Source organism: Nitrospirillum viridazoti CBAmc, from assembly GCF_000730165.1.
GTDB classification, from domain to species: domain Bacteria; phylum Pseudomonadota; class Alphaproteobacteria; order Azospirillales; family Azospirillaceae; genus Nitrospirillum; species Nitrospirillum viridazoti.
Genome location: NZ_CP022110.1, coordinates 2,558,993 through 2,583,622, shown reverse-complemented (window position 1 = coordinate 2,583,622; position 24,630 = coordinate 2,558,993). Strand labels below are relative to the sequence as shown.

Here is a 24,630-nt window from a genome sequence, read left to right as displayed (position 1 = left end):
CATGGCCCGGTCTAGTTCCCGTTCAGCCTCAAGCGATAGCATTCCCCGCCGTCCGTCCGGATGCCAGAATGGGTGCCGGTGGCGCTATGCTTGACAGTTTGGATATCGTATCCGATACGCTATCACCCCACCAGGGCACCCCACGGGCATGATACCCTGGCGCATCCATTCGACGACAACGGGGACGGGCAGGGCATGGCGGTGATGGCGGGGGCGGACAGCCCGGTAAGCGGCCCAGCGGTGGCGCCTGAAGACCACGATGGCGGCCATCCTCCCGGCCTCTACCTGCTGTTCGCGGTCGAGTTCTGGGAGCGGTTCTCCTACTACGGCCTGCAGTCCATCCTGATCTTCTTCCTGCTGTGGCACCTGTCCATGGACAAGGTGTCGGCCTATGCCGAGCTGGGGGCCTTCGGCGTCCTGGTCTATATGTGCCCGGTGGTCGGCGGCTTCATGGCTGACCGCTGGGTGGGGGCCCGCCACGCCGTGCGGGCCGGTGCCGTGCTGCTGATGCTGGGCCACGGCCTCATGGCCTGGCAGCCAGTGCAGACGGTGGAACGGCTGGTGACGCCCGAGGTCACCTACGACCTGAAACGGCCCATCCTCTATCCCGCGGAGGGGGAGGACGGCGCCCGCCAGGTGGTGGTGAACGGCACGGCCCAAGTCATCACCAGCCTGGCCAGCGTCCAGGGTGCCGACCCGGATGCCCGCACACTGACCTACGTCGGCCCCGACGGCGCCGCCGTCACCCTGCGGGGACGCCTGGAAAAGACACCGGACGCCGGCGGGCTGAAGCTGTTCTACCTGTCGCTGGCCCTCATCGCCGCCGGCGTGGGCATGCTGAAGCCCAACATCTCCGCCCTGGTCGGCCGCCTGTACGGCCAGCGCCACGCCGCGCGCGACCGTGGCTTCCTGATCTTCTACCTGGGCATCAACGCCGGCGGCCTGATGGGCAGCATCGTCTGCGGCTGGCTGGGCGCCGCGCTGGGCTGGGAATGGGGCTTTGGCGCGGCCGGCATCGGCATGGCCGTGGCGTTGGCCACCTTCTCCCTGGGCCGCCGCCTGCTGCCGCCCGAACTCCCCGCGGCCGAGGGCGGCCCCCGTGCCGCCAGCGGTGGGCCGGGTGGCCTGCTGGCCCTGGCCGGCGGCTTGGCGGTGGCGCTGGGGGCCTGGCTGATCGTCGATCATCCGACGGTGGTGGGCCATGTGCTGGACCTCGCCGCCGTGGCCGGCCTGGCCGCCGTCTTCTGGTTCGCCCGCCGCTGCGACGCGCGCCAGCGCCGCCACCTGGCGCTGCTGCTGCTGCTCATGCTGGTGTCGGTGCTGTACTGGACCCTGTTCTACCAGGGGCCGGCGTCCTTGAACGTCTTCGCCGCCGAGTGGACGGACCGCCACATCGGCCCGGTGCTGGTGCCGGCCCCGGTGCTGCAGTTCCCGGACAAGGCCTTCGTCATCCTGCTGGCCCTGCCGCTGGCGGCCCTGTGGCGCTGGCTGGACGGCCATCGCCGCGACCCCGGCCCGGTGACCAAGTTCGGCTTGGGTGTGCTGTTCGTCGGCCTGGGCTTCCTGGCGCTGGCCTTCGGCATCGAGGTGACGCCGGCGGGCCTGCGCGTGGGCGTGGCCTGGCTGCTGTCGCTCTATCTGCTGCAGGAGGTGGGGGAGCTGTGCCTGTCCCCCATCGGCCTGTCCTCCATCACCCGCCTGTCGCCGCCGGCCATCACCAGCCTGCTGGTGGGCCTGTGGTTCCTGTCCACGGCCTATGGCCAGCGCCTGAGCGCGCTGGTGGCCCAGGCCACGGTGGTGGACGGCAGCCTGCCGGCGGCGGTGCAGCTGGCCTCATACCAGGCGGTGTACCTCAAGGCCGGCTTGTGGTCCTGCGCCGCGGCCGTGCTGCTGCTGTTGCTGGTGGTGCCGCTGCGCCGCCTGAATGATTAGTGTGTGATCCCAGAGAAGCGGGTTTGAGACCATGACCAAGGGTATTGGGGGGCTGTCGGCCCCGGCGGTGCTGTCGACCTTGAAGTCCCGGCGGGCGGCGGTGCAGCCCATCACGGCGGATGAATACCGCGCCCGCATCGAGGCGGTGCGGGCCTACCTGGCGGCGCGCAAGGTGGATGCCCTGCTGCTGCCGGCGTCCAGCAACCTCCTCTACTTCACCGGCCTGGACTGGCACCCCAGCGAGCGGCTGACGGCGGCCGTGATCCTGAAGGACGGCGACCCCGTCTATGTCTGCCCGGCGTTCGAGGAGCCCAAGCTGCGCGGCCATATCACCGTGGGTGATGAAGTGCGCACCTGGCAGGAGGATGAAAGCGCCTACGCCCTGGTGGCGGACCTGGTGCGCGGCCAGTCCGGCGGCAGCGCCACGGTGGCGGTGGACGCCCTGGGCTATGCCGGCGTGTTCTTCGACCTTGCAACGGCGCTGCCCCAGGCCACCCTGGTGGATGCCCGCCCCCTGACGGAGGCCTGCCGCCGGGTGAAGTCGGCGCATGAGATCGCCCTGCTGTCCCATGCCAAGGCCCTGACGCTGGAGGTCCACCGCCTGGCCGCCGGCATCCTGCGCCCCGGCATCACCCCGGCGGAGGTGGTGGCCTTCATCGGCCAGGCCCACCGCGCACTGGGGGCTGACGGCGGCAACACCTTCTGCGCCGTGCAGTTCGGCGAGGCCACGGCCTATCCCCACGGCGCCCCCGGCGACTGGTTCCTGAAAGAGGGCGACCCCGTCCTGATCGACACCGGCTGCGCCATCGAGGGCTACAAGTCCGACATCACCCGCTGCTATACCTTCGGCCACGCCACCCCCGAATACCGCCGGGTGTGGGAGGATGAGCGCGACGCCCAGATGGCGGCCTTCAACGCCGCCCGGATCGGCGTTCCGTGCGAGGCGGTGGACCAGGCCGCCCGCAGCTTCCTGGAGTCCCGCGGCTATGGCCCCGGCTATCAGGTGCCCGGCTGCCCCCACCGCACCGGCCACGGCGTGGGCCTGGACCTGCACGAGCCCGCCTACATCGTCGGCGGCAACAAGCAGCCGCTGGAGGCCGGCCTGTGCTTCAGCGTGGAGCCCATGCTGTGCCTCTACGGCAAGTTCGGCGTGCGCTTCGAGGACCACGTCTACATGACCGAAGACGGCCCCCGCTGGTTCACCGTTCCGCCGACGGATGTGGACAACCCCTTCGGGCTGCATGGCTGACGGTCGCCTCAGGTGCCGGTGGGGCATCCGCCCCTTGGCTTGTCCTCAGTTTCCAGTCCGCTGACGCTCCCCGGAAACTTCCGGCGGCTGCGGTCGCAGCCTACGGCATGAGCCTCCCCGGCTCATGCCGCTGGGCTGGAGACTGGAATTGAGCGACACATAAAAGAAGGGCCGGTCCTTGCGGGCCGGCCCTTGAGGATGTGCCTTGGGAGGAAACGCCAGATCTAAGTCAGGCTCGGGACTTAGACCTGGAAGCCACGCCAGAACGGATCCTGGGTGGGGTCGACGTAAATGGTGTTGAGCCCGGTCTGCACCGCCCAGCCCTTGATGGACGGGCGGATGCTGGCGTAATCGCCCAGCGTGCCGGCGCTTTCCACGCGGCCTTCGAACAGGCTGCCGATGATGCTCTCATGCACGAAGCTCTGGCCGACGGCCAGCTTGCCCTGGGCGGCCAAATGGGCCATGCGGGCGGAGGTGCCGGTGCCGCAGGGCGACCGGTCGATGGCGCGGTCGCCGTAGAACACGGCGTTGCGACCGTGGGCGTCCTTGTGCTTGGGCTTGTCCACCCACATCACATGGCTCAGGCCCCGGATGGTGCTGTCCAGCGGATGGACGGGGGTGATCTTCTCCCGCACCAGCTGCCGCACCAGGCCGCTGTAGTGAATGATCTTCTGAGAGCCCAAGTCATCGATGCCCTTGTAGGCGCCTTGCGGCTCGATGATGCCGTAGAAATTGCCGCCGTAGCTGATGTCCAGGGTGAGGGGGCCCAGCTCCGGCACCTCGATGGTGACGCCCTTGGTGAACAGGAAGCTGTCGATGTTGAACAGCCGCACCCAGTTCACCTTGCCGGCCGTCCTCTCATACTCGACGCCAATCTGGCCGGCGGGCACGTCCAGCACCAGCTTGCCCGGCGTGCGCGGGCGGATCAGGCCGTGCTCCAGCGCGAAGGTCACCATGCCGATGGTGCCGTGGCCGCACATGGGCAGGCAGCCCGAGGTCTCGATGAACAGGATGGAGGCGTCGGCCTCCGGGCTGCAGGGCGGGTAGACGAAGCCGCCCGACATCATGTCGTGGCCGCGCGGCTCAAAGCACAGCGCCGTGCGGATCCAGTCGAAGCGCGACAGGAAGTCCTGGCGCTTCTCGCTCATGGTGGCGCCCACCAGGGGCGGATGGCCGCCCATGACCAGCCGTACCGGGTTGCCGCAGGTGTGCCCGTCGATGCAGGCGAAGGTCTGGCGGCCCGTGGGCAGAACGGGATCGCCGGTCGGAACGCTGGGGGCGGTGGTCATGGCATCAGGCCTTGAGGCAGACGGTGGGAACAACACGAACTCTGGAGGTACTCGCGAGGCTGGACCTGGTTCCCCAGATCCAGCCTCGCTAGCCTGCGACCGCAGGCGCCGGAGCGAGCACCGAAGGGCGCAGCGAGGACAAGCCAAGCCGGCGGATGCCGGCGCCCGGCGTTTGAGGGAACTACTTACAGACTCGGACGGGTGGCCGCCGCCTTCTCGACCATGGCGATCACGTCGGCGCGGGTCTGGCCTTCCAGGATGTAGCGCGGCGGGCGCACGCGCTCGGAACCACGGCCCATGACTTGCTCGGCCAACTTGATGCTCTGCACCAGGTCGTGGCGGGCGTCCAGGTGCAGCAGCGGCAGGAACCAGCGGTAGATGGCGCGGGCCTTGGCCAGATCGCCGGCGACGACGGCGTCGTACAGCGCCACCGATTCCTTGGGGAAGGCGTTGGTCAGGCCGGAGATCCAGCCCTTGGCGCCCAGCAGCAGGCCTTCCAGGGCGACGTCGTCCAATCCTGCCATCAGCATCATCTTCGTCTCATCGATGGCGTTGGCCAGGTCGGTGAAACGGCGGGTGTCGGGGGCCGATTCCTTCAGCGCCACGATGGTCGGGATCTCCGCCAGGCGCTGCAGCAGCGGGACGCTGATGTCCACGCGGTAGGCCGGCGGGTTGTTGTACAGCATGATGGGCAGGGCCGAGGCGCCGGCGACGGCGGCGAAGTGGCGGAACAGCTCTTCCTCGGTGGGCACGTAGACCATGGCCGGCAGCAGCATCAGGCCGTCGGCGCCGATCTTCTCCGCGTCCTTGGCATAGGCGACGGCGCGCGGCGTCGTCAGTTCCGACACGCCGGTGATCACGGGCACGCGGCCGGCGGTCACTTCCTTGGCGGCGGCCAGCACCTGGCGCTTCTCTTCCGGTTCCAGAGAGTTGTTTTCGCCCACGGTGCCCATGATGATCAGGCCGTGCACGCCGTCGCGGATCAGGCCGTCGATCACCCGCTGGGTTTCCGCCAGGTTGATGCTGAGGTCTTCGTTGAACTGCGTGGTCACCGCGGGGAACACACCGCGCCAGTTGGGCAGGGACATCTCTTAAAACCTTTCACGTTTCCGCCATACGCGCTTGTCGGGAAGCGCCGTGACAGATAGTATAATGGGATATTGTATCCAATCAAGGGACTCTGCACATGCCTGTCGCCGATGTCAGCAACCCACCCATGCCGTTCCGGCCAGGATCCGGCACCATCGCGGTGGTGGGTGCCGGCGTGGTGGGCACCGCCACGGCGCTGGCCTTGGTGCGCGATGGGCATGACGTCATCCTGATCGACCGGGATGAACCGGGGCGTGGATGTTCCTACGGTAACGCCGGCCACATCGCCACGGAACAGTTGTTGCCACTGGCCTCTTTCGCCACCTTGCGGCGCGTGCCGGGCCTGTTGCTGAAGTCTGGGGGCCCCCTGGGCATCCGAAAGGGGGCCCTGCCCATCCTGGCGCGCGGCTGGGCCAGGGATTTCCTGGGCGCCTGCCTGCCCCGGGCGCACGCCCACGGCACGGCGGTGTTGTCCGGCCTGATCGAAACCGTCATCCAGGACTGGCGCACCCTGCTGGTGGGCACCGGCGCGGAAGCGCGCCTGCAGACGCGGGGTCACCATAGCGTCTGGGAAAGTACCGCGCCCGAGGCCGCCATCGCCGCGTCCGTCGCCGCCGCCCGGGGCCTGGGCGTGCCCGTCACCCCCTGGGGTCCCAACCCGGGCGATTGGCCCGACCTGCCCCATGCCCTGCGGCAGCGTGTCACAGGGGGTATGACCTATACCGGCACCGGCCATGTCAACGACCCCTTCGGCCTGACCCAGGACTTGGCCGTCGCCTTCGTCGCGCGCGGCGGGCGCATCGAAAAGGCCGACATCCAGGGGCTGGAGAGCGGCCAGGGCGGGAATGGTGTCAGCTGGCGCCTGCGCCATGCCGGCGGCGTCATCCGCGCCGATGCCGTGCTGGTGGCGCTGGGTGTGGACTCCGGATCGCTGCTGGAACCGCTGGGCTATCGCGTGCCCATGATCGCGGAGCGGGGTTATCACGTGGTGGTACCGGGCGACTCGGGATCCAACACGCCCCTCTTGGACCGGCCGGTGGTGTTCGAGAACCGCACCATCATCGTGACGCCCATGACCATGGGCCTGCGCGCCACCAGCTTCACCGATTTCAGCGGGCCGGATGACGCGCCCGATCCCCGCCGCCCGGCGCTGCTGCGCCACCATCTGCGCGAGGTCGGCCTGATGACCCCGGGGGCGGAAAGTTCGGAGTGGACCGGCTGCCGCCCCAGCCTGCCCGACTACCTGCCCATGCTGGACGCCAGCCGCCGCCATCCCGGCCTCTACGCCGCCTGCGGCCACCAGCATCTGGGCTTGACCCTTGCGGCCGTCAGTGCGCGGCGCATGGCCGACATCGTCGCCGGCCGGGCGCTGCCCGATCCGGCCATGGCGCTGGACCGCTTTTCCTGAAGGCCGTCCCTTTGGCGGGACCTACTTCCGTCCTATGACCGGAGGCGTAGTTCTCTATGATGCAGTATCGTATACAGTATCCCAAAATAGCTTGGCAGTTGGGTCCCTTTGCTCCGCTGGCGTCCTCGCCGGTGATCCGGCGCGTCTGCGTGCGGACCCAAGACATAACAATCAAGAACACAGGGGCTTAAGGTATGGTGCGCGATCTGGGAGACAGTCCCATGGCAACCTTCAGCGCCCCCTCCGGGCAAACGGTGTCCCGGCGCACCATCCTGCGCGGTGCGGCCTCGGCCGCTGCACTGATGGCCGTGCCGGCGGTGGCCGCCCCCTTGGTGCCGGCGCTCGACACCGGCACCGCCGAACCCTTTCCCCTGTCGGCCGTGCGCCTGAAGCCATCGCCCTTCAAGGCGGCGGTGGACGCCAACCTGGCCTATCTGCACAGCCTGGAGGCCGACCGCCTGCTGCATAATTTCCGCAGCGGCACCGGCCTACAGCCCAAGGGCGCTGCCTATGGTGGCTGGGAAGGCGATACCATCGCCGGCCACACCTTGGGCCATTATTTGAGCGCGCTGTCCCTGATGCACGCCCAGACCGGCGATGCCGAGTGCAAGCGGCGGGTGGACTACATCGTGGCCGAGCTGGCGGACTGCCAGAAGGCCCAGGGCGACGGCTATGTCGCCGGCTTCACCCGCAAGCGCGGCGACATCGTCGAGGACGGCAAGGTCGTGTTCGATGAGCTGCGGCGCGGCGAGATCCGCTCCGCCGGCTTCGACCTCAACGGCTGCTGGGTGCCGCTGTACAACTGGCACAAGCTTTACACCGGCCTGTTCGACGCCCAGACCCTGTGCGGCAACACCCAGGCCCTGGATGTGGGCGTCAAGCTGGGTGGCTACATCGATGAGGTGTTCAGCCACCTGAATGACGAGCAGGTCCAGAAGGTGCTGGACTGCGAGCACGGCGGCATCAACGAGAGCTTCGCCGAGCTGTACGCCCGCACGGGCGACCGGCGCTGGCTGCTGCTGGCCGAGCGTCTCTACCATGCCAAGGTGCTGGTGCCCCTGTCGGAAGGCCGGGATGAGCTGGCCAACATCCACGCCAACACCCAGATCCCCAAGCTGATCGGCCTGGCCCGCCTGGCGGAGCTGACGGGGTCCGAGCGCCACGCCAAGGCCTCCGCCTTCTTCTGGCAGACGGTCACCACCAACCATTCCTATGTCATCGGCGGCAACGCGGACCGGGAGTATTTCCAGGCACCGCGCAGCATCTCCCGCCACATCACCGAACAGACCTGCGAGGGCTGCAACAGCTACAACATGCTGAAGCTGACCCGCCTGCTGTACGCCCGCCAGGCCGACGCGCACTACTTCGACTTCTACGAGCGCGCGCACCTGAATCACGTGCTGGCGCAGCAGAACCCGGCCACCGGCATGTTCACCTACATGACGCCACTGATGTCCGGCTCGGCGCGCGAATTCTCCACGCCCACGGAAGATTTCTGGTGCTGCGTCGGCACCGGCATGGAAAGCCACGCCAAGCATGGCGAGAGCGTCTATTGGAAGCGCGGTGCGGAGGATTTGGCCGTCAACCTCTACATCCCTTCCACCCTCACCTGGGCGGAGCGGGGGGCGGTGGTCGACCTCGACACCCGCTATCCGGAAGCTGAGACGGTGCTGCTGACGCTGAAGGCGCTGAAGCGTCCCGCCACCTTCGCGGTCAGCTTCCGCATCCCGGCCTGGTGCACCGGCGCCACCCTGGCGGTGAACGGCAAACCGCAGGACCTGCAGTTGCAGAACGGCTACGCCGTCGTGCGGCGGGAATGGAAGGCGGGCGACGCCGTCGCCCTGCGCCTGCCCATGGCCCTGCGCCTGGAATCCACCAACGACGACGCCGACACCGTGGCCTTCCTGCACGGCCCCCTGGTACTGGCCGCCGACCTGGGCGCCGCGCCCAAGAGCGAGGCGCCCACCGGCTCGCCCCAGCCCACGCCTGTCTCCGACGCCTTCCAGGGCCCGGCGCCGGCCCTGGTCTCGGCTTCCGTCCTGGACGGTTTCCAGCGGGCGACGCCCGACGCGCTGGTGTGGCGCACCACCGGCATCGGTCGCCCGGGCGACATGGAGTTCAAGCCCTTCTACCAGCAGTACACCCGGCGCACGGCCGTTTACTTCAAGCGCTACACCGAGGCGCAGTGGAAGACGGCAGAGGCGGCCCTGGCGCAGGAGGCGGCCCGCCAGCGCGACATCCAGGCGCGTTCCGTCGACGTCATGCACCTGGGTGAGATGCAGCCGGAACGCGATCATGGGCTGGAGGCCAAGATCTCCTACCCCGTGACCTATCGCGGCCGGAACGGACGCGACGCCCGCACCGGCGGCTTCTTCGAGTTCAAGGCCAAGGTCCGCGGCGGCGCCATGGTGCTGCAGGCGACATATTGGGGCGATGAGCGCAAGCGCCTGTTCCACATCCTGGTCGACGGCACCCGCATCGCCACGCAAAAGCTGGACGCGGAGCGGCCGGGTGAGTTCTTTGACGTGGAATACCCCATCCCCGCCAACCTGACGGCGGGCAAGTCCACCGTCGTCGTCCGTTTCGAGCCGGAAACCGGCTACTCCGCGGGGCCCGTCTTCGGGTGCCGCGTCGTCGCAGCATCAGCCTCTCAGGGAGCGCCTATCTGATGTACCGCTTGCCTTCAAGACGTTTGGCCGCCCGCCTGCTGGTCGGCACCGCCCTGTTCGCCGGTGTTCTGACCCTGGGTCAGGCCACCACAACCGCCCCCGTCTTCGGTGTGGCCCATGCCGCAACCGCCCCTGGTGCCGTGACGGGCAAGGCCGACGCCCAGTTCAAGGCGATCTACACCAAGGAATGGAAGTGGCGTCAGGAGGAGTTCAAGGGCGAGGATGACGAGGACAGCACGGACACCGTCGCCGGCCACCTGCCCAAGGTGGACGCCGCCACCCAGGAAAAGCGGCAGAAGGTCTGGGAAGGCGTCCTGAAGGACCTGGCGGCCATCCCCCAGGCCGACCTGTCGCCCGAGGCGCAAGTGGATTTCAGCATCTACCGTGACCAGGTGACGGTGCTGCTGAACAGCCAGAAGTTCAAGGACTATGAAAAGCCGCTGAACGCCGACAGCTCGTTCTGGTCCAACATGGCCGGCGGCGCGCGCAAGCCCTTCCACACGGTGGCGGAATACAAGGCCTTCATCGGCCAGCTGAACGACATGCCACGCTATTTCGGCGAGCAGATCGTGAACATGCGCGCCGGCCTGAAGCGTGGCTTCACCCCGCCCAAGGTGACGCTGACCGGCCGCGACAGCGGCATTGTGAACGTGGTCGAGGCCAAGACGCCGGAAGACAACGTCTACTACACGCCGTTCAAGACGATGCCGGACACCATCCCGGCCGCGACCCAGGCGGAACTGCGCGCCGCCGCCGTGGCCGCCATCACCAGGTCGGTGGTGCCGGCCCACCAGGCCCTGCTGAAGTTCATGCGCGAGGAGTACATCCCCGGCGCCCGCACCGAGCTGGCGGCGGAATCCCTGCCCGACGGCAAGGCCTACTACCAATCCAAGATCAAGGAGTTCGCCACCGTCGACCTGACGGCGGACCAGATCCACAAGATCGGCCTGGAAGAGGTGGCGAAGATCCACGCCCAGATGCTGGACGTGATGAAACAGGCCAACTTCCAGGGTGATTTCCCCGCCTTCCTGAAGTTCCTGCGCACCGATCCCCAGTTCTACGCCAAGACCCCGGAAGAGCTGCTGATGCGGGCGGCCTGGATCGCCAAGAAGTTCGACGGCAAGGCGGACCAGTACTTCGGCTACCTGCCGCGCTCGCGCTTCGCCATCATCCCGGTGCCGGCGGACATAGCACCCTTCTACACCTCCGGCCGGGGCGGCCCGGGCGTGTATCTGGTCAACACCTACGATCTGCCGTCGCGCGGCCTGTACGCCCTGCCGGCCCTGACGCTGCATGAATCGGCCCCGGGCCACGCCTTCCAGATGCCCATCGCGGCGGAACAGAAGGACCAGCCGGAGTTTCGGCAGAAGGTCTACATCTCCGCCTTCGGCGAAGGCTGGGCCCTGTACTGCGAGAAGCTGGGCGAGGAGATGGGCATGTACGAGACGCCCTATGAGCGCTTCGGCATGCTGAGCTATCAGATGTGGCGCGCCGCCCGCCTGGTGGTCGACACCGGCATCCATGCCAAGGGCTGGACGCGCGAGCAGGCGCAGCAGTACCTGCACGACAACACCGCCCTGGCCGATCACGAGATCGAGACCGAGGTCGACCGCTATATCGCGTGGCCTGGTCAGGCCTTGTCCTACTACCTGGGCGAGATGGCCATCCTGAAGGCCCGCGCCAAGGCGGAGAAGGCGCTGGGCCCGAAGTTCGACCTGCGCAACTTCCACGACACGGTGCTGAAACTGGGCGGCGTGCCGTTGCCGGTGCTGGAGGCCCGCATCGACCGCTTCATCGCCGAGGGCGGCAAGAGCCCCTACCCGGCGCAATAGGCAACCGCTGGGGCCTGAGTGACCACGGGCGGGCAGGCGACTGTCCGCCCTTTTCTTTTGTCCTTGTTTTGTTCCTTTTGGGGGCTTTCGTCCTAGGGGCTGTGGGTGTATCAAACCCATACCCCCATCTTCTTGAGCAGGACGCCGTCCCATGTCCCTTGATCTCGCCTCATTGGCCCTTGGTTTCGTCGCGGCGCTGGTCGTGGCCCTGGTCGCCGCCCGCGCGGCCGGGGCTGGCGCCCGCGCGGCGCAGGCCGAGCGGCTGGCGATGCTGGAGGCCGACCTGGCCGACCTGCGCGCAGCCAAGGCCGAGGCCGACCGCCGCCTGGCGGTGGAGGGCGAACGGGCCTCGCGCGTGCCCTTGCTGGAGCGCGACCTGGCCACGGTGCGGGAAGAGGGCGCCCGCCTCAGCCAGGCGCTGGCGGCGTCCAAGGAGGCGCTGGCGCGGGAGCTGCGGCAGGCGGAAGAGAAGATGGCCTTGCTGCTCCAGGCGCGCGAGACCATGGCCAAGGAGTTCAAGGTCCTGGCCGATGAGGTCATGACCCGGCATGGCGAGACCTTTGCCAAGCAGAACCGCGCCCAGCTGGACGGCCTGCTGGCGCCCATGCGCGACCGCATGGTGGAGTTCCAGCAGGGCCTGCAATTGGCCCATACGGAAAGCGCCAAGGACCGTGCGGCGCTGGCGCAGCAGATCCGCCAACTGACCGACACCAGCGCCCGCATGACCAGCGAGACGCACAACCTGACCCAGGCGCTGAAGGGCAAGGCTCAGACCCAGGGCGCCTGGGGCGAAATGATCCTGTCCACCATCCTGGAACGCTCCGGCCTGCGCGAGGGCGAGGAGTATGTGACGCAGGAAAGCCGCACGGACGCCGATGGCAGCCGCCTGCGCCCCGACGTGGTGGTGAACCTGCCGGGCGGCCAGCGGGTGGTGATCGACGCCAAGGTGTCGCTGACCGCGTTCGAGGCGCACGTGAACGCGGAGGACGAGGTGGCGCGCATGGCGGCGCTGGCGCGCCACGTCGTGTCCCTGCGCACCCACATCAAGACCTTGGGGTCCAAGGACTATACCGGCGCCGTGGGCAGCGGCCTGGATTATGTACTGATGTTCGTGCCCATCGAGGGGGCCCTGGCCGTGGCGGTGCAGGAGGATCCGGCGCTGACAGCCTACGCCGCCGACATGAACGTGGCCATCGCCACCCCCACGACCTTGATGGTGGCGCTGCGCACCGTGGCCAACGTCTGGCAGGTGGAACGCCGCAACCGCAACGCCGAGGCCATCGCCGACCGCGCCGGTAAGCTGTACGACAAGTTCGTCGGCTTCCTGGAGGACATGCGCAGCCTGGGCATCCAGCTGGACCGCGTGCAGAAAAGCTACAGCGGCGCCATGACCAAGCTCAGCACCGGCACCGGCAACCTAGTGCGCCAGGTGGAACAGCTGAAGGACATGGGCGCCAAAACCTCCAAGGCCATTCCCGTCGACCTGCGCGAGGATGGGCTGGAGGACAAGGCGGCGGCCTTGGAAGCCGCCGGCGCCCTGTCCCTGACCTGACAAAACCTGTCTCGCCGCTGTGACGCGGTGCCATCCGCAGCGTGCTGCACCAGGCTTGACAGCGTTGTCTCAATTAGTAATTATCAAGCTAATCGACCAGGGGTTGTGGCGTCGCGCCCGCCCCGGCGAAAAAGAAGCAGGGATTGGGATCGCGCCTATGGCATTGGGACGACACCACACGCTCCTATCCGGCCCCTGACAGGGTGGCAGTGTGGTCCCGGGCCCAAGGGAAGGGGGGCTCCCAGAGCCCCCGCAGGCGGCCGCGCTGGCCTTGGGGATTCAGTCTGGGCACCCCATGGCGGCGCGGCCGTCTTTTTTTCAGCGGTGCGTGGTTTTAAAGCGCAAGGTTGCGGCAAGTCGCCCGTATCAGCACTGCCGGAACCTTCTCCGGCATCGCCGGGGACCCGCCCATGACCAGCCTTATCACCAGCCTGAGGCGTCGTCTGAACGACCGGGGCCTTGACTTGGCGGTACTGGTGGTGGTGTCCGCCTTCCTGACCCTGGTGGTGCTGAGCGCGGCACCCGATGCGACGGTGGACGAGGCCCAGGCCGCGCCCGCCGGCCCCGCCCAGCTGGCCGATGGCCAGGCCGGGCACTGATCCCCTCCGCGAGAAAGGTCCGCTTTACCAAGCCGCGGTGGGCTTTTAAAGGTACGTCTTCCCGAAGAAATACAGCGTCATCGCCACGCCGGTGACGATGACGAAGCGGCGGACATGTTCGCCGGGCAGCTGGCGGGCCACGGCGGCACCCAGATAGCCGCCGGCGATGGCGGAGACCATCATGACCAGGGCCGGGGCCCAGACCACGCGGCCGCTGAGGGCGAAGGTCACCGTCGCGATGGCGTTCAGGCTGCCGCTCAGCAGGGTCTTCCACGCGTTCATCGCGTGCATGTCGCGCAGGCCGAACAGGGTCATGGCCGCCATGGACAGGATGCCGACGCCGCCGCCGTAATAGCCGCCATAAATGGCGATGACGAACTGGCAGCACAGCAGGGCCGTGGGCGTCAGGCGCACGCTGTGCTGCAACAGGCCGGCTAGGCGGCGGCCGAAGGCGAAGACCAAGGTGGCCATCAGCAGCAGCCAGGGCACCAGGGCCACGAACACGCTCTCGGGCGTCCACAGCAGCAGCAGGGCGCCGGCGACGCTGCCCACCAGGCTGACCATCACCATGGGCACCATGCCCACCCCCTGGATGGGCTGGAACTCCCGCCGGTAGGCGTAGACGCTGGCGAACGATCCGGGAAACAGGGCCACGGTGTTGGTGGCGTTGGCCGTCACCGGCGGCAGGCCGGCGAACACCAGGGCGGGGAAGCCCAGGAAACTGCCGCCGCCGGCGACGGCATTAAGGACGCCGGCCACGAAGGCGGCGCCGATCAGCAAGGCCCAGGTCCAGGGATCCATCGGATGTCCGGTGCGGTTGGTGGCGGCAACCCCGCGACCGCCGCCCCGTTCCCAGGCGGTCTCGTCAGGGGGCGGGGGCCGGCATCGCGTCGTGCAACACGCGGTAGAGCTGGAACCCCTTGCCCTCATGAACCAGGTCGGCCAGGCCCGTCAACTCCCGATGTCCGGCCTCGGTGTTCAGGACGATGACGTAGTCATAGTCCCGCTGCCAGTCCTGCCAGAAATAGGTGCCGGCGGGCAGGGGATTGGTCACGGCCTTCACCATCTCGCCCGTGCTGGGCGGGTCGCCGTCCTCGCGGTCCACGCGCTCGGTATAGGCGGGCTTCACGGTCAGGATCTGCTTGCCGGCCACGCTGAAGGCGGTGCTGACCAGGCTTTGGCGGTCGATGATGGCCAGGCAGGGCGCATGGCTGAAGGCGGCGTTGAAGTTGACGTCGCCCGTGGGCACCGTCGCCTCCGCCACCAGGATGGTGGACCCGGGCTCCACCGCCGCCATGGACGCGCGCATGTCCTTGTAGACCTGGCTCAGGGGCAGCCAGTCGCCGACCATGACCACGCTGCGGGCCACGATGATGGCCAGGATGGCGGCCAGGGCGGTCATGCGGCCCAGGCGGCTGCGGAAGTCGAACCGCACGAAGCCCAGGCCCAGGAACAGCAGCGCCACCGGCAGCCGCTCGTCGGCATAGGCCGAGCCGAACAGGATGGTGGGCATGGCGACGTAGGTCACGGCGCCGGTGGCCAGCAGCATCCAGCCGGCGGCGTGCAGGTGCATGCGCCGGGTGGCCAGCAGGGCGGCGACCACGCCCAGGCCCGCCAGGCCCAGCGGCACCTCCCAATTCTCATGGAAGGTGGTGACCAGGAAGCGCAGGCCCTCGCCCTTGCCCACCCAGCTCCACACCATCTGGTCGGCCAGGCCCATCGTCGGGCTGGCCGCCAGCAGCGGCAGGACCACCAGGAAGGGCAGGCCCATCAGGCCCAGATGGCGCAGCGCCTGCCGCCACGGCCGGCGCAGCAGGCCCGGCGCCTCCAGGCAGAAGATGGCCATGCCATAGAGGCCGACGGCGAACAGATGGCAGACGAACAGCACCAGCACCGTGGCGGTGGAGGCCGCCAGGCGCTGCAGGTGCGACCGGCGGCGCAGCGACAGCCGGATGGCCGTGCCCCACAGCGCCAGGCCGATGCCGAACAGGAAGTTGGTGAAGCCCAGCAGGAAGATGCCGTTGTACATGAAAGCCATGGCGAGCAGCGCGTTGGCGCCGCCGGGGCCATGCTCCGCCCGGTGCAGGGCGCGGTGCAGGGCCCAGGTGCCGGTGACGATGCTGACGATGATGGCGGCGATGAACAGCTTGCCGGCGATGAACACGCCCACGACCTTGACCATGGGCGGCGTCACCAGGTCCATGGCCAGGTTGGGAATGACCTGCCAGTCGATGGCGTAGAAGCGCTGCAGCAGGGGCTCCTGCCCCAGGTGCGCGATGATGTCCATGCGGGCCAGATGGTTGGCGTAGTCCGTCAGCGGCGGCACCAGCACGAAGAACAGGGGGGCCAGGACCACCGCCAAGGCGAGAAGGCCCAGCACCGTCGCCACGGGCAGGTCCAAGCTACGGTGGCGGGCATCGCTGCGCGCGTCGGCATCCAGGGCAACCATCATCCCCGCCAATTAACAGGGCGCTCTCGCACCGCACAAGACAATCAAAAGGCACACAGCCAGCGAAAGGGGAATATGGGATCCCCCGTTTATGCTGGCGCTACACTTTGCCTCAGTCCGCGCTGTCCTGGAACCGCGGCGGTGTCGCCCGCCATTGTTGGACGGCAAGGGCGGCGCGGGCTTGCCGGAGGGACGCCGGCTCGGGCGGCTCCCGCTTAAATTTTTTGATGCGCTGTCGTTTTGTGATTCCCGGCTTGTGTCGCGGGCGCGATTCCCCTAACGAAGCAGGCTAACAACGGCGCCGGCCCCGGGTGGGGTGCGGCGACCATGATGGACAACAGGTGGGCATATCCGCCGCGACGGCTTTGGGGGCCGACGGCGAAAGGGCAGCGCGGGCGTGAATGGGCAAGGCCGCCGCGTCCCGGTTGCAGGATGTCCGGGCGCACCCGTTCCGCAGGGGGCCGCGGGATAGGCACCAATTTTTCCAAGGATTTGGGCATGCAGGCACAGGTCACGGCACGCGTTCGGCATCCGGTGGGTTTCTGGTTCGTCTTCTGGGGTGAGTTGGCCGAGCGCGCCTGCTACTACGGCATGCGGACATTGCTGGCGCTCTACATCACCTCGCAGCTGGGCTTCTCGGACAGCGACGCGGCCACCGTCATCCAGATTTTCATGGCGTCCTGCTACGCCTTGCCCCTTGTCGGCGGCGTCATCGCCGATCGCTGGCTGGGTCGCTATCCCACCATCATCTTCTTCTCCTTCCCCTACATCTTCGGGCAGGTGGTGCTGGGCTTCGCCAGCAGCCCGTGGATGCTGTACGCCAGCCTGGCGATGCTGGCCATGGGTGCCGGCGCCATCAAACCCAACGTCAGCCCCATGATGGCCCGCATGTACCAGGAGCAGGGCAAGGAAGCCCTGATGGACAAGGCCTTCAGCTACTTCTACGTGGCCATCAACATTGGCGGCTTCGTCACCTCCTACGCGCTGCCCTGGGTGCGCGACAAGGCGGGCTACCAGGTGGCGCTGATGCTGCCGGCGGCCCTGATGACGGTGGCCCTGGTGGTGTTCGCCGCCGGCAAGCGCTTCTACCCGCAGGAAAACGCCGCCGACCGCGCTGCGGCCCGCGCCAAGGCCGGCCAGCCCGCCGGCGGCATGACGCCGGAGGAACGCACGCGCCTGGTGCGCATGCTGCTGGGCTTCCCCATGATCCTGGTGTTCTGGATGGCCTATGACCAGACGGCCACGACCTGGGTGTTCTTCGCCCGCGACTACATCGACCTGAACCTGTGGCCCTTCGGCTTCGACCTGACACCGGACCAGCTGCAGGCGGTCAACCCGCTGATGATCATCCTGCTGACCCCCATCTTCAACGCCTTCTGGGGGTGGGTGGACCGCCGCCGGGGCTCGCTGACCCCGGCGCGCACCAAGGTGTTCGTGGGCTTCGGCATCACCGGCCTGTCCATCGCCATCATGGCGCTGGCCGGGTTGCTGGCCACCAGGGACCACCCGGTCAGCATCTGGTTCATGCTGGTGTCCAACATCGTGCTGGGCTTCGGTGAGCTGTGCATCAGCATGATCGGCCTGCAGTGGGCCTATATGGAGGCGCCGGCCCGGCTGAAGTCGTCCATCACGGCCGTGTTCTATCTTACGGTCTTTGCCGGCGACATGGTGGGTGGGCTGTACGTCCAGCTCTATGACCGCCTGTCGCCCTTCGCCTATTTTGGCGGCCAGGTGGCGCTGCTGGTGCTGGCGGGGGCCGTATTCTACAGCGTCGCGTTGCGGCGCCAGCGGGTGCTGGCGGTGGCGTAAGCCGGGGCCGCAGCGTTCGAAAAGAAAAGGCCGCCGTCCCCTGCCTGGGACAGCGGCCTTTTTCTTGGTCCCGCCGACTGGTCCCGCTTGAAATCGCGCGGGCTTCAGGGGGGCCGGCGATGCGCCCCCGGATAGTTTCCAAGGTCTGATCGGATTCCAGCGGGCGTGTCACCCGTGGTCCGGTACTTCCTTTCAGGCCGCGCCCGCCGTGGGGGTCGCTTCCGTCAGACCATTGTTCAACGCCCAGATGGCGGCCTGGGTGCGGTTGTTGCAGTTGATCTTGCGCAACAGACTCTTCAGGTGGACCTTCACCGTCGCCTCGGTGATGTGCAGGCCGTTGGCGATCACCTTGTTGCTCTCACCCTTGACCAGGGCCCGCAGGATCTGCGTTTCCCGCATCGACAGGCCCTTGTGCGGGCTGCCGGCGCCGACGCTGCCGGTATGGTTCTGCTGGGTCAGCAGCAGGGCCAGGTCTGACGGGAACACCTTCTCGCCCAGCATCACCAAGTGCAGCGACTGGATCAGCGCGTTGGAGGAGCGGTCCTTGGTCAGGTAGCCGTCGATCCCGGCCTCCAGCGCCATGCGCAGGCGGGGGGCGTCGAACCCGTTGGTCAGGTAGACCAGGCGAGCCTCGGGGAACAGACTGTGCAGCTGGCTGGCAGCTGCCCGGAACTCCCCCGCGTCCGTCACGTCGAACAGGACCAGGGCGATGCCACGGCCGGACAGCTTGGCACCGGATATATCATTTGGTGTGGGGGCGGACAGCTCCGCCCGAGCCGCCTCGACGTCGCGTGCTTCGGAAACCACGCGAAAATCCTGCGGCAGCAGTTGTCTTAAGCCCTGACGGAACAGGGTACTCGGGTCTATCACCAGAACATCATGGGTGGCCATGATCCAAACCTCCGACGCAGATGCAACTAGATCGGAGTGTTTAATATTGGCTCTTTCGGACCATTAGACAACCCTCACTTGTGTCCGGTCGCTTTAGCCCTTTCGCGTATCCAACCCGCCTTAGCTAGCCAGGAATAGCCGGAACCCTGCTCAAAAGGGATAGGTGGGTCAGCGGCGGTAGCGCTTTTCCTGCATAATCTCAAGTTGCAGCTGCTGAATCTCGGTGAGCCGCTTCCATTGCCGCTGGATAAGATAATCAATTTTTTCGTGCAGGTGCCGGATTTCCAGCTCCGCCTTGAGGTTGACGCGGTAGTCGTTCTCGGACCGCAGGCGATCCTTGGCCTCCTGCCGCTTCTGGCTCATCATGATGATGGGCGCCTGGATGGCGGCCAGGCAGGAGAGGATGAGGTTAAGCAGGATGAAAGGGTAGGGATCGAAAGACTTATCCCCTTGGAAGCTGCTGATGATCATCCAGATGATCAAGAAGCCGCCGAAGGTGAGGATGAAGGTCCAACTGCCGCCGAAGCTGGCCAGATGGTCCGACATGCGCTCACCCAGGGTACGCTCCTCGGCGTAGCCTTCCTCGATGTTCTCGGCCAGGGTCTCGTGGGTGGCGATGCTTTCGGCGACCTGGCGATCCAGTTCCGTCAGTTCGCCCTTTTCCTGCTGCAGCAGTTCCTCGACATACAGGGAGCGATAGCGGGCGACGACGCCGCGGCTGACCAGGGCGTCGGGCGGCAGGCCGGGATGGTCGCGGCGGATGCGCACGGCCAGGCTGGGGCGCAGGGTGTCCAGGCTGATCAGATCGCGCTTGGGGCGCAGCTTGCCCGTGACGCCGCAGGCCACGCGCTTGCCGCTGGCGGGCGCCATGCCATCCGATGGCGGGGCGCCGTCCAGTCCGGGCTCTTCCTCCGGGCCATCGAGGCCGTCATCGTCGCCTTCGTCGCCGAGGTCGATGTCGGCCAGTTCCTCCGCCTCGGCCGCCAGCTCGGCGGCGATGGCGGCGTCCTGCTGCGCGTCCCGTGCCGGCTGCGCCGCGTTCTCGTCCTGCGGGTTCATGCCGCCACGCCCCTCATCCATTGCACTCGTCCTCTCGATCCGGCATCACGCCTCAGGCCGTTTTGGCCCAGCATCCGCCGGGGCGCAACCTAAACACTGACAGGTGTTTCTATAACCGAACTATGACAATTTTCCGCGATCGCCATAGGGGAAGATGTGTTCCGTCCGCCCGGCCCCCCATGTGCAAGTGTCGCAGGTAAAGAAAAACCCCGCCGGCGAACCGGCGGGGTTTCCCTGGAACGGATGTCTTCCCCGAAGGGAGGATACCCTTAGAACGTGAACTGAACGCGCCCGCCCAGGGACTGCCAGTTGTCGCCCACCTGGGTGTTGTTGGTGGCGGACGAGTACTTCTTCAGGTCGATGAACTGGTAGTCCAGCATGAAGCGGACGTTGGCGGTCATGTACCAGTTCAGGCCCAGGGTCCACACTTCCTGCTGGCCGCCGCGGACGCGGTTGGCGGTGTTGGTGGCCCAGGTATCGGAGTTCAGGTTCAGGAAGCTGTAGCGCGCCACGGCTTCCCAGGTGCCCCACTGACCGGCACCGGGGTTCAGGGGCTTGTCCACCGTCGGGGAACTGAAGGCGCCCTGGTTGGCGACGTAGTTGCGCTTCTGGCCGGTCAGGACCCAGCCGGCTTCGGCGTAGTAGCCGAAGAAGCTCGGGTCGTTGGTGGCCGCGGACAGATCCTTACGGCGCTTCACGTCGATCTGGTAGCCTTCGCCCTGCGCCCAGAAGCTGTCGTAGCGGGCGGCCAGTTCGCCGCCGTAGATGGCGACGCTGTCGGCGTTGATGTTGCCGGTGTTCAGGATGGAGCCCAGGCCGCCGTAGCGGTTTTCCGGACGCTCGGACAGGGCCAACACGTGCGAACCGGCGGCGTTCACACCGTTGGTCTGCGGCGGGGCGTACATGTAGCCGACGTCGCCGGCGATGTGGACGATGGTGTGCTCATCGTTGATGGGCCGGAAGGCGGCGCGGGCGAACGCGGCCTTCTGGTCGTCGGCCACGCCAGTGGCGGCGCTGGAGGTGACGGAGGCGGTCGAACCTGTCGTGCTGGTCAGGACCGTGGTGCTGCCGAACGGGCTGGTATTGACGCTGTTACCGGTCAGGTAGACGTCGGCGAAGTAGTTGTCGCCGAAGGTGCGCACGCCGGCCGACAGGCGGCCTTCGCTGGCGATCAGGCCGGTGACGACGTTGTTGATGCCGGGACGTTCTAGCAGGCCGATGTCGTTGGAGCTGATGCTGTCTTCGAAGGTGAAGGCCGGCTGCATGGCGCCGACATCGATCAGCCAGCCCTTGTAGCCGGTATAGGTCAGCTGCGCGGTCTGCAGGCGGCCGGACTGGTTGAAGCGGCCGGGGAAGTCGGCCGTCACGTTGTAGGTGAAGTCGTTGAAGGCCTTGCCGGCGAAGCCGAGGTAGGCGCGACGGAAGTTGAAGCCGTCGGTGATGTCCTTGTTGGCCCGGTTGTCGGGGTTCTTGGCATCCTGGAAGTTGTAGCCGTAATCCAGGTGGATACGGCCGACGGGCTGGAAGCTGAACGCCTTGTCCGCGGACGTGAAGGTCGGCACGCCGTTGGGGAAGGTGATGCTGGGCAGGTTCGCCGTGGCGGCGGTGGCCGAGGTGGCGGCCTTCTCGGCGGCGGCCTTGGACTCAGCAGCGGCCTTGTTGGCGGCGTCGGTCTGGGCCGAGATCGCCTGCAACTGCGCCTGCAGCGCCTGGATCTGCTTGTTCAGCGCGTCGATCTGCGCCTGGGTGGCCAGCGGGGTGGCGGCGGCGGCGGCAGTGGCGGAGGCGGCGTTCGACTTCTTGGTCTCTGCAGCGGAGGCGCCGGCGGCGGCGAAAGCCACGCCCAGCACCGTGCCAGCGAGCAACACGGTCTTCAGGTTCATTCCTAGATTCTCCCATCATCCGGTCTACGGCATGCCGCCCAATCCCGGGTTTCGGGGCCGACGTCACGCGTTTGGAGCGTTCGGGCTGCGGCCCTAACGAAGCGCTCGGTAGCAATATAGCATGACAGCGAGACTGCTAAAGGTTGACAGATTTATGAAAGGGGCTAGCTGTGGCGCCGCTGCAACAGTTTCGAGTCGGGCGTTTTAGGGGGCTTAAAGTAAGGCGGGGCAACAAATCCGGGACTACAGCAGTAGAGTTCGGACGGGTCCGGCGGGCTGAAAAAAGAGGGTGGGCGGATCGACTGCATCTATAGTGTTGTGAATAGGGCGCACCCCGGGGCCTGCTTACGGCGACCATGGGGATGCCGCTGCGGCGCAGAAAAAACGGCGGCGGGGTTGCGCATCCGCCGACACTTGAAAAGAAATTGAGAATCGGCGTTGACTCAGGGGAACCGCCGGGTTCTGGCTGGTGTTGCCGCGGCACGCCAGCGCTGCCGGCCGGTACGGGGCGTGAACGAGGGGTAGACCTGCGACAAAACGCCCACGGTTTCATAAAACTGTAACAGAGTCGTCACCAAAGGTTCAGGACCCGGAATCTAGGGTCCGCCCGTCGAGACGGGATCAGGAAGCGGTCGCGGGGGTCTACCCCTGGGCGGATCGGCCGGGGCCCCGAGATGGTCGACTAAGACGTTCCAACCCGTGGGGGAATCCCGTGAACTTTCAACCGAAGAACCTGCTGAAGGGCATGGTTGCCGCCGCGGCCGCGGTGGTGATGGTGGGCGCCGCCCAGGCTGCCGACATCAGCGGCGCCGGCGCCACCTTCCCGTACCCCATCTACGCCAAGTGGGCCGAGGCCTATAAGGCCAAGACCGGCGTGGGCCTGAACTACCAGTCCATCGGTTCCGGCGGCGGCATCAAGCAGATCAAGGCGAAGACGGTCACGTTCGGCGCCTCCGACATGCCCCTGAAGGCCGAAGAGCTGAAGGAAGCGGGCCTGCAGCAGTTCCCGATGATCATGGGCGGCGTCGTCCCGGTCGTGAACGTGAAGGGCATCGCCCCCGGCCAGATCCAGCTGGACGGCCCGACCATCGCCAAGATCTACCTGGGCCAGATCGCCTCGTGGGACGACCCGGCCATCAAGGCGCAGAACCCCGGCCTGAACCTGCCCAAGACCTCCATCGTCCCGGTGTACCGTTCCGACGGGTCGGGCACGAACTTCCTGTGGACCACCTACCTGTCCAAGGAAGACAAGGAATTCGCCGAGCGCGTCGGTGCCAACACCTCCGTGCAGTGGGCTGCCGGCCTGGGCGCCAAGGGTAATGAAGGCGTCGCCAACATGGTGAAGCTGACCGACGGCGCCATCGGCTACGTCGAGTACGCCTACGCCAAGCAGAACACCCTGACCTACACCAAGCTGAAGAACCACGACGGCAAGGTCGTCAGCCCGGAGATCAAGGCCTTCCAGGCCGCCGCCGCCGGTGCCGACTGGGCCAACGCCCCGGGCTTCTACCTGGTGCTGGTCGACCAGCCGGGTGCCGACAGCTGGCCGATCACCGGCGCCAGCTTCATCCTGGTCTACAGCCAGCCGCAGGACGGCGCCGCCGTCGCCGAGGCCCTGAAGTTCTTCGACTGGGCCTACAACAACGGCCAGGCAGCCGCCGAGCAGCTGGACTACGTCCCGATGCCGGCCGCCGTGGTCGCCCAGGTCGAGAAGTCCTGGAGCACGGTGAAGGCCGCCGACGGCAAGCCCGTCTGGTCGAAGTAAGAGTCCTCGGGTAAAAGGAAGCGCCCGCGGGGCTTCCGCCCCGGGGGACGAAGGTCGGGAGAGGGGTCGCCTACGGCTCCTCTCCCTCTTTGTCGGCTTCCTTGACAGACATCCGGGTTTTTTAGGTCATCGCGTTTCGAGTTATCGCAGGGCCTACGGCCGGAGGGGTGCTTTGGTGGACATGGCGGTAAAGGCATCGGACATCAGCGCGGAAAGTCCGCGGGCGCGCACGCAGCGCCGCAACGACCTTCTGTTTCGCGGCGCCACCCTATTTTTCGCCCTCCTGGTGCTGACGCTCCTGGGCGGTGTCATCATCTCGCTCATTCATGGCGCGCTGCCGGCCCTGAAGGCCTTCGGCTTCGGCTTCGTCACGACCGAGATCTGGAACCCGGTGACGGAGAAGTTCGGCGCTCTGGCGCCCATCTACGGCACGCTGGTCACCTCCGCCATCGCCATGCTGGTGGGCGTGCCCGTCAGTTTCGGCATCGCCATCTTCCTGACCGAGCTGTGCCCCGCCTGGGCCAAGCGGCCCATCGGCATCGCGGTCGAGTTGCTGGCCGGCATCCCCAGCATCATCTACGGCATCTGGGGCCTGTTCGTGTTCGCGCCCTTCCTGCAGCGGACCGTGCAGCCCTTCCTGATCAACACGCTGGGCACCATCCCGGGCATCGGCGCCTGGTTCAAGGGCCCGCCCTACGGCATCGGCGTGCTGACGGCCGGCCTGATCCTGGCCATCATGATCCTGCCCTTCATCACCTCCATTACCCGCGACGTGTTCGAGACCATGCCCGCCATGCTGCGCGAAAGCGCCTACGGCCTGGGCGCCACGACGTGGGAGGTGGTGCGCGACATCACCATTCCCTACACCCGCGTGGGCCTGGTGGGTGGCGTGATGCTGGGCCTGGGCCGCGCGCTGGGTGAAACCATGGCCGTGACCTTCGTCATCGGCAATTCGCACCGCATCGCCTCCTCGCTGCTGGCGCCGGGCACCACCATCTCGGCCGCCATCGCCAACGAGTTCACCGAGGCGGTAGGCGACACCTACACCTCCTCCCTGATCGCGCTGGGCCTGGTGCTCTTCGTGATCACCTTCATCGTGCTGTCGCTGGCCAAGCTGATGCTGGTGCGCATGAACCGCAAGGCGGGGACCTGATC

17 protein-coding genes are annotated in these 24,630 nt (G+C 67.2%); 10 read left to right on the top strand and 7 right to left on the bottom strand.

Features of this window, described 5'->3' with window-relative positions:
* The first annotated feature begins 195 nt into the window (after positions 1 to 195).
* Together Y958_RS11910 and Y958_RS11905 are read left to right on the top strand one after the other, a co-directional pair.
* Entirely contained in the window at positions 196 to 1,932 is a 1,737-nt protein-coding gene (locus Y958_RS11910; protein WP_186291170.1) for a peptide MFS transporter, read from the top strand.
* A gap of 31 nt (positions 1,933 to 1,963) precedes the next feature.
* Complete coding sequence (locus Y958_RS11905) at positions 1,964 to 3,181, top strand: M24 family metallopeptidase (RefSeq protein WP_088872153.1); 1,218 nt, start codon at positions 1,964 to 1,966, stop codon at positions 3,179 to 3,181.
* Positions 3,182 to 3,423: 242 nt separating this feature from the next.
* Here the strand turns inward: Y958_RS11905 and Y958_RS11900 are convergent, their stop codons facing one another.
* Together Y958_RS11900 and Y958_RS11895 are read right to left on the bottom strand one after the other, a co-directional pair.
* Positions 3,424 to 4,470, bottom strand: coding sequence for a 4-hydroxyproline epimerase (locus Y958_RS11900; RefSeq protein ID WP_088872152.1), 1,047 nt, complete (start codon positions 4,468 to 4,470; stop codon positions 3,424 to 3,426).
* Between the two features lie 185 nt (positions 4,471 to 4,655).
* The gene (locus Y958_RS11895) at positions 4,656 to 5,558 is read right to left on the bottom strand and encodes a dihydrodipicolinate synthase family protein (protein WP_088872151.1); all 903 of its coding nucleotides are present in this window, start codon (positions 5,556 to 5,558) and stop codon (positions 4,656 to 4,658) included.
* Between the two features lie 98 nt (positions 5,559 to 5,656).
* On the opposite strand from Y958_RS11895, the gene Y958_RS11890 reads away from it, so the two are divergent.
* The 5 genes from Y958_RS11890 to Y958_RS11870 all read left to right on the top strand — a co-directional run bounded on the left by Y958_RS11890 (position 5,657) and on the right by Y958_RS11870 (position 13,619).
* Positions 5,657 to 6,967: an NAD(P)/FAD-dependent oxidoreductase gene (locus tag Y958_RS11890; protein ID WP_088872150.1), complete on the top strand. Its 1,311-nt coding sequence runs from the start codon at positions 5,657 to 5,659 to the stop codon at positions 6,965 to 6,967.
* 221 nt (positions 6,968 to 7,188) lie between these two features.
* Entirely contained in the window at positions 7,189 to 9,636 is a 2,448-nt protein-coding gene (locus tag Y958_RS11885; protein WP_244909279.1) for a glycoside hydrolase family 127 protein, read from the top strand.
* Positions 9,636 to 11,468, top strand: coding sequence for a DUF885 domain-containing protein (locus Y958_RS11880; RefSeq protein WP_244909278.1), 1,833 nt, complete (start codon positions 9,636 to 9,638; stop codon positions 11,466 to 11,468). Before Y958_RS11885 ends, Y958_RS11880 begins: the two co-directional genes overlap by 1 nt.
* A gap of 151 nt (positions 11,469 to 11,619) precedes the next feature.
* Positions 11,620 to 13,020 (top strand): DNA recombination protein RmuC, encoded by a 1,401-nt coding sequence (locus Y958_RS11875; protein WP_088872149.1) that lies wholly within the window; start codon positions 11,620 to 11,622, stop codon positions 13,018 to 13,020.
* A gap of 410 nt (positions 13,021 to 13,430) precedes the next feature.
* The gene (locus tag Y958_RS11870; RefSeq protein WP_145727951.1) at positions 13,431 to 13,619 is read left to right on the top strand and encodes a hypothetical protein; all 189 of its coding nucleotides are present in this window, start codon (positions 13,431 to 13,433) and stop codon (positions 13,617 to 13,619) included.
* A gap of 45 nt (positions 13,620 to 13,664) precedes the next feature.
* Here Y958_RS11870 and Y958_RS11865 read toward each other — a convergent pair whose 3' ends face one another.
* A complete protein-coding gene (locus tag Y958_RS11865) occupies positions 13,665 to 14,420 on the bottom strand; it encodes a sulfite exporter TauE/SafE family protein (protein WP_088872147.1) in 756 nt (251 codons plus the stop codon).
* 64 nt (positions 14,421 to 14,484) lie between these two features.
* Positions 14,485 to 16,071: a hypothetical protein gene (locus Y958_RS11860; protein ID WP_088872146.1), complete on the bottom strand. Its 1,587-nt coding sequence runs from the start codon at positions 16,069 to 16,071 to the stop codon at positions 14,485 to 14,487.
* A gap of 495 nt (positions 16,072 to 16,566) precedes the next feature.
* Here Y958_RS11860 and Y958_RS11855 point away from each other — a divergent pair, with 495 nt between their 5' ends.
* Positions 16,567 to 17,877, top strand: a complete 1,311-nt coding sequence (locus Y958_RS11855; RefSeq protein WP_186291169.1) for a peptide MFS transporter — start codon at positions 16,567 to 16,569, stop codon at positions 17,875 to 17,877.
* A 192-nt stretch (positions 17,878 to 18,069) separates the two neighbouring features.
* Here the strand turns inward: Y958_RS11855 and Y958_RS11850 are convergent, their stop codons facing one another.
* The 3 genes from Y958_RS11850 to Y958_RS11840 form a co-directional block, all read right to left on the bottom strand.
* A complete protein-coding gene (locus tag Y958_RS11850; RefSeq protein ID WP_088872144.1) occupies positions 18,070 to 18,768 on the bottom strand; it encodes a LuxR C-terminal-related transcriptional regulator in 699 nt (232 codons plus the stop codon).
* A gap of 168 nt (positions 18,769 to 18,936) precedes the next feature.
* Positions 18,937 to 19,848 carry a DUF1003 domain-containing protein gene (locus Y958_RS11845; protein WP_244909277.1) on the bottom strand — a complete coding sequence of 304 codons (912 nt, stop codon included), beginning with the start codon at positions 19,846 to 19,848 and terminating at the stop codon, positions 18,937 to 18,939.
* 248 nt (positions 19,849 to 20,096) lie between these two features.
* Positions 20,097 to 21,710: an OprO/OprP family phosphate-selective porin gene (locus Y958_RS11840; RefSeq protein ID WP_040843849.1), complete on the bottom strand. Its 1,614-nt coding sequence runs from the start codon at positions 21,708 to 21,710 to the stop codon at positions 20,097 to 20,099.
* Positions 21,711 to 22,422: 712 nt separating this feature from the next.
* Here Y958_RS11840 and pstS point away from each other — a divergent pair.
* Positions 22,423 to 23,475: a phosphate ABC transporter substrate-binding protein PstS gene (pstS, locus tag Y958_RS11835; protein ID WP_244909276.1), complete on the top strand. Its 1,053-nt coding sequence runs from the start codon at positions 22,423 to 22,425 to the stop codon at positions 23,473 to 23,475.
* Positions 23,476 to 23,656: 181 nt separating this feature from the next.
* On the top strand, positions 23,657 to 24,628 hold the full coding sequence (pstC, locus tag Y958_RS11830) for a phosphate ABC transporter permease subunit PstC (RefSeq protein WP_088872617.1): 972 nt from the start codon (positions 23,657 to 23,659) through the stop codon (positions 24,626 to 24,628).
* The last annotated feature ends 2 nt before the right edge of the window (positions 24,629 to 24,630 follow it).